Raw genomic sequence first — 12172 nt, forward strand, 5'->3', positions numbered from 1 at the left:
CTTGACCCTGTAATAACTACGGAGTTTATATTATAGCAAATTTCAATCACCTTTAGGAGTTTATTATGGCGTGCCAAAGTTGTTGCAGTTCAAATCAGCCCATTCATCAATCACCCAAGTACAAAAAAGCCTTGTGGATTGTCTTGATATTAAATTTATCAATGTTCTTTGTGGAAATTGTAATGGGGGTTAAATCAGGTTCAACTTCACTGTTGTCAGATAGTTTGGATTTCTTGGGCGATAGTGCCAATTATTTGATAAGTTTGATTGTTTTGCCAATGGCATTAAGTTACCGTGCCAAAGCATCTATGGTTAAGGGGCTAACGATGGGCGTTTTTGGCTTATTTATTTTAATTACAACCATTTATCGTGTGTTTTATGGGGAAATTCCCAGTTATAGCGAAATGAGTATTGTGGGATTTTTGGCGTTATTGGTAAATGTGTCAGCGGTGTTGATATTATTAAAATTCCGTGATGGCGACAGTAATGTCCGAAGTGTATGGCTTTGTTCTCGCAATGATGCGATTGGTAATGTGGCGGTAATTTTGGCTGGTATAGCAGTTTATTTTTTTCAATCAAAATATCCTGATTTAATTGTGGCGTTTATTTTGGCATTGTTAGCATTACAAGCCAGTCAAGAAATCATCAAAAGGGCTTGGACAGAATTAAAAGTCAGTTAATTTAAAACACCGTTTGAATTTGATTTTCAAGCGGTGTTTTTGTTTGGGAATTTTGCAAAAATAAGTTTTCAGCCTGCCTGAAGCGCCCAACTTCTCCCCCCCCCCCCATCCCATTTTTCCACAAAAAAAACCATCACCGCCTGCACATTCACAGGGCGATACGCACTTTGTGGCGTGAGAATAAAAAGTGTACAAAAATTGGTTGATGAATTAATGGGATGATTTGAAAAATACACCACCGTTTATGATGATAAATGGTGGTTTTTATCCGCCAAAACTTTTCCTAAAACTTTGTGGTGATACGCCAAAGCGTGTCTTGAATTGCATTCTAAAATGGCTTGCCGTACCAAAGCCTGTTTGATGGGCGATAACTTCAATGGAAAAATCTGTACTTTCCAACAGCTCTTGGGCAAGGCTTAGGCGTTTGGCTGTCAGCCACTCGGTTAATGTCATGTGCGTGGCGGATTTGAAATGACGATGAAAACTTCTTTTGGACAAATGTACTCGCTCTGCCAATTCATCAAGCGTATGGGGTTTGTCCAAATTGTCGCTTAAAAATTGCAATAATTCATTGATTTTTTTATCTTTTGCGTGGCTAATTGGGCTGATAGCATTGAACTGGGCTTGACCGCCTTCACGGTGCGGTGCAGAAACCAAGTTCCGAGCCAACTCATTGGCTACCTTTGCCCCATACAGTGTACGGATAAAATACAAGCAACAATCTAAGCCTGCAAATGCTCCAGCTGATGTCAAAATATTGCCGTCATCAATATAAAGCCGATTGCTATCTAATTGAATATTTTGGAATTTATCCTTAAATGCTCGCTCACCCGCCCAATGTGTCACCACTGTTTTATCCTGCAATATATCCGCAAAAGCCAGCACAAAAGTGCCATAACACAGCCCAATGATTTTTTTTGCCTTGTGCGTGGGCGGTTTGCAATTTTTGGCATAATTTGGCACTGGGTACATCGCCCACAAAGCCACTAATGACTATGATGTCCGCCGTGTTGAGCAGTGACAAATCGCCATTGACCGCAATTTTTGCACCAAATTCGCTGACAATCGCCTTGCCATTGTCGCTACATACCCCAAAATCAAACAGTTTTTGCCCTTGATAAGTGGCTTGAAACAGCGAAAAGGGAATATTAAAAACAAAATCGTTACAGCCGTTTTGGGCGTAAAGGATAAGTTTTGGTGGTTGATGGGTGAAAGTCATTTTGGCAAAATCCTTGCGTTGATTGGCAATATTGCCTATTTTAGCATAACCAAAATAGGGTTAAAATGCTCATAAATTTTAACCCTATTGGAAACTTTAAAATGCTAAAAAAACTTGCTTTATCCGCTCTTGCTTTGACAATGAGCGTCTCCGCTTTTGCTTTTGATAGCTATCAACATATTCGTAACGCTACTGCCAAAATTGAATACGCAGGACAAACCTTTTTGGTGGATCCATTTTTTGCCAAAAAAGAATCTATGGCAGGTTTTGAAGGAACCTTCAACAGTCATTTGCGTATGCCTTTGATTGATTTGCCGATGTCCACAAATGAGATTTTAAAAGGTGTGGATGCGGTCATTGTAACCCACACTCACGAAGACCATTGGGATGAAGTTGCCCAAAAAGCCATACCCAAACATTTGCCGATTTTTGTACAAAATGAGAGCGATGCCAAATTAATCAAAAATCAAGGCTTTAAAAATGTACAAGTGTTGCATGAAAAATTAACCTTTAATGGCGTAGAACTCCATAAAACAGGTGGTTCGCACGGTACAGAGCAAATGTACGCCAATCCACAGCTTGCCACGCTTTTGGGCGAAGCAATGGGCGTGGTCATCAAACAAGATGGACATAAGACCGCTTATATCGTAGGTGACACCGTTTGGACGGCTGATGTCAATAAAGCTTTGCACAAATATCAGCCTGATTTTTTGGTGATGAATACCGGTTTTGCCCGTGTGAATGGATTATCAGACAGTATTATTATGGGTGTGGAAGATGTGCTAAAAGCCACACAAATCGTCCCGAATGCCAAGATTATCACCGTACATATGGATACGGTCAATCACACCGCAACAAGTCGTGATGATATGCGTAAATTTGTCATTGGTGAAAAATTAACGGATAAAGTGATTGTGCCTAATGATAGTGAAGTTATTGATTTTAAATAATTTTATTCAATAATCGGAGAAATCTTATGAAAACAGCTCTGTTAATCATTGATGTTCAAAACGAATATTTTGCGTCCGCAGGTGGTCAATTTGACCAGTTTAATGTAGATAATATTGCCAAAGACATCGCCGATTATGCCAAGGCTGCCGAGCAAAACGGCACGCTCATTATTGGCGTTCAGCATATCATGGCAAAAGATTATCCGCTGTTTGCCGAAGGCTCGATTGGTGCAGAGTTGCATTCATCGGTCGCAGGCATTTTGGCGGATAAGCCACTTGTGCAAAAAGTTCACGCTGATAGTTTTTTAAATACCAATCTTGTTGAAATCTTGCAAGAAAATGGCATTGAGCAAGTAGATATTTGTGGCATGATGACCCAAAACTGCGTTACCCATACCGCACTTTCACCTTTTGCCAAAGATTATAAAATCCGTGTATTATCAAGTCTTTGTACCGCACCGACTGAGCTGATTCATCAAATCGCACTTGGGGCGTTGTCGGATAGAGATTGGATTGAAGTCGTTTGAGTTGATAAAACACCGTTTACAAAAAATGTAAGCGGTGCTTATCATAACTTAGATGGAGTGATGAAAAACTCATTTATCCCAATTTGCACCAATTCTTTGTAAATGTTCGCCAATTTTATTTGCCATTTCATTAGGCGGCTGCTTGCGTCCACGCACAATCCATTCATCAAGCGAACCAAATACCAACCCCATAATCAAGCTTGTGCGATAGGCTTCATCGTCATCAAAATGCGGTTTGACCCCACAACACTCTTTGATGTATTGCAAAAATATGTGCGATAAATCATTGGCATACAACAAATCCACCACTTCGCCCATTTCGTTAATGCTTTCAAACATGGCGATAAAAACAGCCCTTGTATTATTCAGCGGACGAGCCAAATACGCAGGTATCATATTGAGCTGTAAATAAAACACAATCGCCTGTTCTTTATTGGCAAAATTGCGATAAAAAGATGAACGATTAACGCCTGCTTTTTGACAAATTTCATTGATTTTAATGTCATCAAAAGGCTTTTGTTTTAACAACAAAATCAATGATTGGGCGATATAATCTTTAATATGAGTATTCAGCGTATTTTTCATTTTAAAACAAATAATTGTGCAATTCTAAGCATATTTTAGCAAAATCAAGTCCATTTTAAAAACTGCAACAAAATCTGCTTTTTGTTGCAGTTTTTTATCATTGAATTGCATGGAATAATCAATGTCATTACAATAGACAAATCTTTCATATTCACAGGAAAATCATCATGCAAGCAATTGAAAAATGGACGCTTTGTGCGGTATTGGGTGCCAGTTTGTTGGCAGTGGGCTGTACAAGCATTGTCAAAAAAATAGAGCAAGCATTTGCCATTCAGCCCAATTATTACACCCAAACACAAACCAATTACCCAATTGAACGCCAATATACAGGCATGGGCAAATATGCGGTACAAAGCCAAGTTTTCCCAAGTGATGACGCTCGTTTTAAAACTTATAAAGTTTGGTATCCAGCGGATATTGCTCAAAGTACCAAGCCATTTCCTGTGATTGTTTCGGCAAATGGTTCAGGGTTTGCGTATCAAAAATATGAACCAGTATTGGCACGTTTGGCAAGTTGGGGCTTTGTGGTCATTGGCAATGATGACGGCACCAGTTGGAGCGGTTTATCATCATCGCAATCATTGGCAAAATTAGATGAGCTTAATGCGGATAAAAACAGTATTTTTTACAAAAAATTGGATACCCATAATGCAGGCATTACAGGGCATTCTCAAGGCGGTGTCGGTGCAATCAATGGCGCAACCGAGTTTGCCAATAGCCGTCAATTTAAATCCGTGCATACTGCCAGCACGACAAAATTACCTTTGGCACAACAGTTGAAATGGGATTACCACGTCAACAAAATTTCCGTACCGTATTTTGCTACCGCAGGTATGGGGGGCGTAGATGCAGGTAATGGCGATGACAAAAAATCAGGCATTACACCGCTTTCGTCTATGCAAGAAAATGCCAAGCAAATCAACAGCCAAAAACTAAATGTAATGGCTCGCCGTAAAGATGCTGACCACGGTCAAATGCTTTATATTGGCGATGGCTATATGACGGCTTGGTTTCTTTATACCCTGTTGAATGATGCGAATGCAGGCAAAGCGTTTGTTGGTGTCAATCCTGAAATTCAGCAAAATGGGCTTTGGCAAGATGTGCAAATTAAGCCGTAAAATTTAAAAAAATACCGTTTGAATGTTGATTCAAACGGCATTTTTTATTTTAACCAACACCCTTACCCAAAGCATTCAGCAACCCACCGCCATCGCCAAACAATAAATGACTCGGTGCTACTTCAAATCACCCATCACGTTCCAGCACCAACTGCGGTACGCCCGACACGCCCAGACGCTGTGCCAGTTGTTGCCCGAAGTTGATTCTCGCCAACAATGTTTGTTCGGTTGCTGGGTCGTGTAATTTTGGCACGGCATCGCCCAAACCTTGCGATTGCAACACATCGGTAATCACGTTCAAATCGGCATTATCACGCCCATCAACATAACGCGCTGTTTGCAAGGCACTCAATATGGCAATTTCTTGTTCAGGTGCCATTTCACGGACGGCAGTCAAAGCCAATAAGCTGTTTTGGGAATCAAATTGCCCACCGCCTTGCAACACATTTTCACGATAAGCGGTGCTGAATGCTTGCCCTGTTAAGCGTTGAATGCGTTGGTCGTTGCCCCATGCGTATTGGGCAAAATCGGCGTCCATCACGCGACCGCTACGAAAAAACAAACCCGTTGGCATAAGCTCCACAGGATATTGAGACGTAACCGTTTCTAACGCAGGTTTCGCCCCATAGCACCAACCGCATAAAGGGTCAAATAAATAATAAATTTTCATGATTTTTCCAATTTTCAGACGGCCTGAAAGGTTTTTTACCACTTCATCTCGCCTTTATTCACTTTTGCACCTAATTCCAAATTGAATTTGGCAGGCAAATTGGGATACGCCTTATCCATCGTGGCAATCACGGTGCTACTGTCTTTGCCCTTTAAGGCTTGCTCAAAAGTTTGCAAATAAGTTTTTGTAAAATCAATGGCGGTGCTATCCAATGCTGTGCCTTGTGCCATATGCCCTGCAATCACTTTTTGCGGATTTAACGCTTTCATCTCATCTAATTGGGCAATCCACGCCTGACGGTATGATTTAGTTTGCGTATCGGTAGTCCAAACGTGCATATTGCCAAATACGCCAATATTGCCAGTAATCGTTTGAATAGACGGTATCCACACATAAGGGCGATGTGCCAACAGACCTTTTGTCCCACGAATTTCAATGGTTTCGCCTTCCAACGTCAAAGTTGTACCGTTTAATGCCGTTGGTAAAATCGGCTTACGGGGTGCATTTGCTCCCATTTTTGGCGACCAAGTGGCTAATTTATTGGGTAATTTCGCTTCAATCTTTGCCAATACCGCAGGTGTCGTAACCACTTGAACATTTGGGAAAATTTCTTTAATGGTTTCTACCCCAAAATAATAATCAGGGTCGGCTTGACTGACTAAAATGGTAGTCAGCGTCTTTTTGCTGTCCAAAATATCGGCAGAAATACGCAACGCGTCCGCACGAGTAAACCCCGTATCAATCAAAATGGCTTCTTTTTCTCCTGTTACCAACGTAGAAGTAACATTAAAACTATTGCTATCTGCTTGATACACTTTCACATTTAATTCAGCGTGTGCAGCAGCAGAAAGACCTAATGTTAATGTTAAAAAGACTGTTTTCAAGTTCATACTATTCACCTTAAAAGTTAAAAAATCATTGAATATGCGTATTATAATGAAATAAAATTTACGAAAAATACCGATTTTTGAATATCATTATTTCTTTATTTGAAATAATTAGGAGCATACATGGACAAATTAACCGCCATCAAAGTGTTTTTATCGGTTGCTGAAACAGGCAGTTTTACCGCCACCGCCGACCGTTTGGATATGTCCAAGCCCATGATTACACGGCATATTACCCTAATGGAAGAATGGCTCAACGCCCGTTTGTTCCAACGCACCACACGGCAAGTGCAATTAACAGACGCTGGCGAACAAGCCGTGATTGTTTGCCAAAAAATGTTGGCATTAAGCATTGAATTAGAACAAGAATTATCAGCACAACAAGGCGATTTGCGGGGCAATATTCGTTTGAGCAGTAGTGGTTCGTTTGGGACAACCCATTTGACCAAAGCAGTCAATGTGTTTTTGCGTGAACACCCCAATTTAAACATTCATTTAGAATTAAGCGATAAATTGCTGGATTTGGTGGCTGAACGCATTGATTTGGCGGTACGCATTACCAATCAACCCGACCCAAATTTAGTGGCACGCAAATTGGCGGATTGTCATTCGTTGATTGTCGCCACGCCCGAGTATTTGGCACGGTTTGGCACGCCACAGCACCCCGAAGATTTGCGACATCATCGCTATTTGACCCATGCCAATATCAACCGCAAAGAATGGTATTTTTATCAAGAAAATCAAGAAGTCGTATTAGAATTAACCAGTCAATTAACCACCAACGAAACCACGGTTTTGTTAAACAGCGTGTTGTCGCATAGTGGCGTGGCGATGTTGCCGAAATATTTGCTGGAAGATTATCTGCAAACTGGGCAACTGACTGCTGTGCTAACCGATTGGCAATTACCCAAATTCACGATTTATTTGCTGTATCCGTCTCGGCATAAATTGCCGTTGGCGGTGCGGAAGTTGGTGGATTTTTTGGTGGGGTATTTTGAAGATAGGGATTGGTGAATTTATTTTCAGGCAGCCTAAGCCGTAAAATTTAAAAAATGCCGTTTGATGTTAGATTCAAACGGCATTTTGATTTACTTAACAAGCACCAATTGACGAGATGCTTCACCATTTTGCACTTTATATGCCACTTGTTTGGTGTGTCCTGTGGCTTTGCCATTGATATATTCAGGGAAACGCTGAACTAAATCATGTTCCACCAAACTAAACTCATCACCACCATGATAATAAGCGCGTAACTCAGGATGATCTTTGGCAGGGGTAAAGCTCATTTGACTTAAAGATTGATTGCCATTGGCTGAAAATGCCAACACATCACCATAAAAAGGTTGTTTGATATGTTGTAGATAAATCAACACTTCTGGATAACCATCGCGGTTCATATCTGCAATGTCGGCATGGGTGATGCGTTGATTTTTGATGGTGAAATTTTCATTATATTCATGAGCCAAACCACTGGTACGCACATTCACAGCATCATCTTTATGCTCAATAAAAAAGTGGACATTTTGTAAAGACAGCGTTTGGGCGTATTTGGTGGTGTCTAGCCCCGTACGGTCAAGCTTTGCAACTTGTTTGTAAGTACCGATCAAACTGCCACCGCCTGAACAATACATCATCGCTTTATGACGGTCGCTGTCTTGGGCAGGTTTTATGTCAATACTGTTGGCAGTTAATGTCAGATTAAGTGTCATATCGCCTTGTCTGATTTGGTAAAGAGTAGTACTCACAGGGTAGGCGATACCGTCAAATGTACAGGTTGGTTTTTTCTTATCAATGCGAGAGCGGATTTGTACTTTGAGTGTGTTGTTGGCTTGCCGAGTGGTTTCAACGGCGGCCCAGTCATAGCCTTGGTGGCGTTTGTGATAATCATCACTAACATAGCTTTTGGTTTGGGCTGTAGCATTGGCTGTTTGTGATGGTATGACTTGTGGTGTGGTGCAGGCGGTTAGGGTGGTGGCAGCCAGACTTGTAGCCAAAAGTGTGATGGTATGAAGTTTCATGATGGCGGCTCAAATAAAAAATGGATTTAAAAAATAGGGGCTGTACTAGAATAACTCTCATGTTATACTGGTTTTATAAAGGTAACCCATTGTAAACTAAGTAAAAAAGTACAAAAAAGACTGCTTGAATTTTTTTGTGCTTGAAGTAACTGCTCATTCGGCAGCTGATTTGCTACAAATACACCCAAATTCAGCAGCTTTATTCCACCATAAAATCAGGCTTGTGATAGAATACAATCTTAATCTTGAAGCTCACACCTTGTTTGATGGCGAGATTGAACTTGACGAAAGCTATTTTGGTGGAATGCGCAAAGGCAAGCGTGGGCGTGGTGCAGGTGGTAAGACTGCTGTATTTGGCTTGTTAAAACGCAATGGTAAAGTTTATACCGCTATTGTAAAAGATACCAAAACAGATACGCTAATGCCTATTATTTCAAGCAAAATCAAGCCTGATAGCATTGTTTATACGGACAGCTACAAAAGCTACAATGTTCTTGATGTTTCTGACTTTAAACACTTTAGAATTAATCACTCTAAAGAATTTGCCAAAGACCACAATTACATCAATGGTATTGAGAATTTCTGGAGTCAAGCCAAACGAGTACTTAGAAAGCACAATGGCGTTGATAAGAAAAATTTTCACTTATTCATCAAAGAATGCGAGTTTAGATTTAATTATGGTACACCATCTAATCAGTTTAAAGTGCTGAGAAAATGGTGTGGAATTTAGGCTAATCTAGTACAGTCCCTAATATTTTATCATTGTTAATTTTTATGTAAAGTAGAAAATCAACCGCCCCGATGATATGGGTGGTTGTTGATAATACTCATCGCACGGTACAGCTGCTCCATCAAAATCACGCGCACCAAGGGATGTGGCAGGGTAAGATCTGACATCGACCATTTAAAATCCGCCGCTTGCAAGACTTCTGCTGCCACACCATCAGCACCACCGATGACCAGCGCGATGTCCACACCATCTTGCATGGCGACCCCAAGCTTATCGGCAAGCTTTTCGGTGGAGAGCATTTTGCCTTTGACTTCCAGTAGCCATAACAGCTCTTTGGGCTGTTTGGCGTTCAAAATCGTCACAGCTTCTATAGCTTTATATTTATCAATCTCGGCAGGCGATGGATTTTTACTGCGCTTGGCAGGGGGTAGCTCGATCAATTCCACCGTCATCATCGGCTGAATGCGCTTAAAATATTCTTCAAAGCCTGTCTGCACCCAATTTGGCATCTTATGCCCGACACTTAAAATGCGTAATTTCATGGTTTTATTCCAAATTATTTGCCGATAGTTTACCCAAATTTTTGCAAAAATTCATCGAAAAAATCATCAATCTATGGCGAAAAGCGTAAAACTTTGCTATGCTAAAAGATCTTTTATAATTGATGATTTTACAAATTAAATAAAGGTGAGCGCCATGCACGATCCACGCACGGACGACAGTGAATTTGAATACGCGGGCTTCTGGGTGCGTTTTGCCGCTTATTGTGTGGACAGCCTGCTGATTTCGGTGTTGATGCTGCCGTACTATTTTTATAGTTATATGCAGTATGCGGATGTGCCGATCGATGAAATACCTGCTTATACGCCGATGGATCTGGTGCTGACAGTGGCGGTGATTGCGCTGTTTATTTGGTTTTGGGTGAAAAAAGGCGCAACGCCTGGTAAGATGCTGTTCGGTTTACAAATCCGAGATGCTAAGACAGGGCAGTTCATCACTGTACCGCGCGCATTGCTGCGGTATTTGGTTGGCTATACTGTGTCGGCGATTGTGTTTTGCCTAGGCTATATCTGGGCGGGTTTTGATAAGAAAAAACAAGGCTGGCATGATAAAATCGCAGGGACGGTCGTCGTCAAGCGAGTGCGCTAAATGACCACCAAGACCGCCAAGCGCAGGCAGGGTGATGCTTTTGAGACGCAAGCGGTACAAATACTGGTAGCGGCAGGACTTAAGATCATCGCCCAAAATTATCTGGTGGCAAAAGTCGGTGAGATTGACATCATTGCCATCGCTGATAAGACGGTGCGGGGCAGATGCGTGCGTGAGCTTGTCTTTGTCGAAGTGCGCAGTCGCACGCGGTCAGAGTTCGGCACGGCGATTGATAGCATCAATCATGCTAAGGTACAGAAAATTAGACGGACAGCGGAGCATTTTTTACAAGCTTATCCGCAGTTTGCTGATTTATCCATACGCTTTGATGTGATGGCGTTTGATATCGCTCAAGATGGCGCGATCACGCATGAATGGATTGTGTCGGCATTTTAGATTGCTTATTAATGCTCAGATTTTATCAATTGATTAAACAATAGATTTGATCTTTGTTTGGATTTATTTTACAAAAAAGTACTGGAAGTGTCTTATGAAAAAAGTATTAGCCGTATCGATGATGGTGTTGTCTGCTGCTGTGATGAGCGCCTGTGCTACAGGTGGTGCAAACCAAAGCGTGGGCGCGGATGCTATGGGTCGCACTATCCCTGAGCGTATCAGTGACAGCAGCATTGAGCTGACTGCACGCCGTAATCTGGCCACCGTACCAGGGATCGATGCCAACAATGTCCGCATCGCCATCGACAGCTATCGCCGTGAAGTTCTACTAACAGGTGAAGTGCCAAGCGAGCAAATCAAGGTCGAAGTCGGCCGCACCATCGAGTCGATGCGTGATGTCGCAAAAGTGTACAATTATCTGACTGTCACCGAGACGCCGCGCAGCCAAAGCCACACCGTCCAAGAAAATTATCTGCGCACCAAGATCAACGCGCGTCTACTTACTGATCGCAACATCAAATCATCACAATATAAAGTCATCGTCCGCGACCGCACCGCCTATGTGATGGGTTATATGACCCCAGATCAGCAGGTGGATATTTTAAACGCGGTACAAGCCACATCTGGTATAGAGATGGCGGTGACTTTGACGACTTTGGTCACTGATGGTCAAGTGACAAGCCTGCCAAATGATACATCTGCTGCTGATCAAGGCGGTACAATCTATGGCGGTGAAGCTGCTGCACCTGTTGCCGCTCCAAGCAGCGATGCTTATACGCTACAAGAGATTTATACACCAGAAGCCAGCACGACCGCGCCGATCAACACAGCACCTGTTTTTCAGCCTGCACAATAAGTAGAATTGATGCAAAATTGTGAATTTTTCGCGTTGTATGGTTGAAAATTTGCTATAATAGCCATGATTTAGATGGCTTGGTATATGCTTTGGCTATCATGATTTATATTGAAAAAAGAGAAAACTATGAATGCAGATGATCTAATCGCACTACTTCGCCCGTATTTTGCCGATGCGCACATCGAAGCGGTGAATCAGGGTAATAAATTTGAGCTACTGATCGTAGATGGTGCCTTTGAAGGCAAGCGTTTGGTCGCGCGTCAGCAGATGATTTTTGCACTGGTGAATGAGCATATCCAAAGTGGCGCGATGCACGCCTTGACTATTCACGCGCTGACCCCTGCTGAATATGATGCCAAAAAAGCATAATAAGTTATTTTAAGAGAT

Annotated in this window: 16 protein-coding genes and 1 pseudogene; 10 read left to right on the forward strand and 7 right to left on the reverse strand. The window is 41.9% G+C overall.

Annotated elements, in window-relative coordinates; genetic code table 11:
• Positions 1-65 precede the first annotated feature (65 nt).
• On the forward strand, positions 66-680 hold the full coding sequence (locus tag NKU06_RS05370; protein WP_254729290.1) for a cation diffusion facilitator family transporter: 615 nt from the start codon (positions 66-68) through the stop codon (positions 678-680).
• Between the two features lie 264 nt (positions 681-944).
• Here the strand turns inward: NKU06_RS05370 and NKU06_RS05375 are convergent, their stop codons facing one another.
• Both NKU06_RS05375 and NKU06_RS05380 read right to left on the reverse strand, forming a co-directional pair.
• Positions 945-1529, reverse strand: a complete 585-nt coding sequence (locus NKU06_RS05375; RefSeq protein ID WP_254729291.1) for a GlxA family transcriptional regulator — start codon at positions 1527-1529, stop codon at positions 945-947.
• Positions 1530-1533: 4 nt separating this feature from the next.
• On the reverse strand, positions 1534-1899 hold the full coding sequence (locus NKU06_RS05380) for a hypothetical protein (protein WP_254729292.1): 366 nt from the start codon (positions 1897-1899) through the stop codon (positions 1534-1536).
• Between the two features lie 101 nt (positions 1900-2000).
• On the opposite strand from NKU06_RS05380, the gene NKU06_RS05385 reads away from it, so the two are divergent.
• Positions 2001-2849 carry an MBL fold metallo-hydrolase gene (locus tag NKU06_RS05385; protein WP_254729293.1) on the forward strand — a complete coding sequence of 283 codons (849 nt, stop codon included), beginning with the start codon at positions 2001-2003 and terminating at the stop codon, positions 2847-2849.
• Between the two features lie 26 nt (positions 2850-2875).
• A complete protein-coding gene (locus NKU06_RS05390; RefSeq protein ID WP_254729294.1) occupies positions 2876-3376 on the forward strand; it encodes an isochorismatase family protein in 501 nt (166 codons plus the stop codon).
• Between the two features lie 69 nt (positions 3377-3445).
• Here the strand turns inward: NKU06_RS05390 and NKU06_RS05395 are convergent, their stop codons facing one another.
• Positions 3446-3961, reverse strand: a complete 516-nt coding sequence (locus NKU06_RS05395) for a TetR/AcrR family transcriptional regulator (RefSeq protein ID WP_254729295.1) — start codon at positions 3959-3961, stop codon at positions 3446-3448.
• Positions 3962-4128: 167 nt separating this feature from the next.
• On the opposite strand from NKU06_RS05395, the gene NKU06_RS05400 reads away from it, so the two are divergent.
• Positions 4129-5079, forward strand: coding sequence for a hypothetical protein (locus NKU06_RS05400; protein WP_254729297.1), 951 nt, complete (start codon positions 4129-4131; stop codon positions 5077-5079).
• Between the two features lie 127 nt (positions 5080-5206).
• Here NKU06_RS05400 and NKU06_RS05405 read toward each other — a convergent pair whose 3' ends face one another.
• Both NKU06_RS05405 and NKU06_RS05410 read right to left on the reverse strand, forming a co-directional pair.
• Complete coding sequence (locus NKU06_RS05405; RefSeq protein ID WP_254729299.1) at positions 5207-5749, reverse strand: DsbA family protein; 543 nt, start codon at positions 5747-5749, stop codon at positions 5207-5209.
• 35 nt (positions 5750-5784) lie between these two features.
• Positions 5785-6639, reverse strand: coding sequence for an MBL fold metallo-hydrolase (locus tag NKU06_RS05410; RefSeq protein WP_254729301.1), 855 nt, complete (start codon positions 6637-6639; stop codon positions 5785-5787).
• 120 nt (positions 6640-6759) lie between these two features.
• Here NKU06_RS05410 and NKU06_RS05415 point away from each other — a divergent pair, with 120 nt between their 5' ends.
• Positions 6760-7650 carry a LysR family transcriptional regulator gene (locus tag NKU06_RS05415; protein WP_254729303.1) on the forward strand — a complete coding sequence of 297 codons (891 nt, stop codon included), beginning with the start codon at positions 6760-6762 and terminating at the stop codon, positions 7648-7650.
• Between the two features lie 74 nt (positions 7651-7724).
• On the opposite strand, the gene NKU06_RS05420 is transcribed toward NKU06_RS05415, so the two are convergent.
• Positions 7725-8654 (reverse strand): hypothetical protein, encoded by a 930-nt coding sequence (locus NKU06_RS05420; RefSeq protein WP_254729305.1) that lies wholly within the window; start codon positions 8652-8654, stop codon positions 7725-7727.
• A 75-nt stretch (positions 8655-8729) separates the two neighbouring features.
• Between NKU06_RS05420 and NKU06_RS05425 the strand changes: the two are divergent.
• Positions 8730-9384: pseudogene (locus tag NKU06_RS05425) on the forward strand (IS1595 family transposase).
• Positions 9385-9443: 59 nt separating this feature from the next.
• Here the strand turns inward: NKU06_RS05425 and rlmH are convergent.
• Entirely contained in the window at positions 9444-9926 is a 483-nt protein-coding gene (gene rlmH / locus NKU06_RS05430) for a 23S rRNA (pseudouridine(1915)-N(3))-methyltransferase RlmH (protein ID WP_253224411.1), read from the reverse strand.
• A 154-nt stretch (positions 9927-10080) separates the two neighbouring features.
• Between rlmH and NKU06_RS05435 the strand changes: the two genes are divergently transcribed.
• The 4 genes from NKU06_RS05435 to NKU06_RS05450 all read left to right on the forward strand — a co-directional run bounded on the left by NKU06_RS05435 (position 10081) and on the right by NKU06_RS05450 (position 12154).
• Positions 10081-10533 carry an RDD family protein gene (locus NKU06_RS05435; protein WP_253224410.1) on the forward strand — a complete coding sequence of 151 codons (453 nt, stop codon included), beginning with the start codon at positions 10081-10083 and terminating at the stop codon, positions 10531-10533.
• Positions 10534-10929, forward strand: coding sequence for a YraN family protein (locus tag NKU06_RS05440; RefSeq protein ID WP_253224409.1), 396 nt, complete (start codon positions 10534-10536; stop codon positions 10927-10929). It abuts the gene before it with no gap.
• A gap of 94 nt (positions 10930-11023) precedes the next feature.
• Positions 11024-11785, forward strand: a complete 762-nt coding sequence (locus NKU06_RS05445; RefSeq protein ID WP_254729307.1) for a BON domain-containing protein — start codon at positions 11024-11026, stop codon at positions 11783-11785.
• Between the two features lie 126 nt (positions 11786-11911).
• Entirely contained in the window at positions 11912-12154 is a 243-nt protein-coding gene (locus NKU06_RS05450; protein ID WP_254729309.1) for a BolA family protein, read from the forward strand.
• Positions 12155-12172 lie beyond the last annotated feature (18 nt).

The sequence above is a fragment of the Moraxella sp. FZLJ2109 genome, assembly GCF_024296965.1.
Taxonomy (GTDB): domain Bacteria; phylum Pseudomonadota; class Gammaproteobacteria; order Pseudomonadales; family Moraxellaceae; genus Moraxella.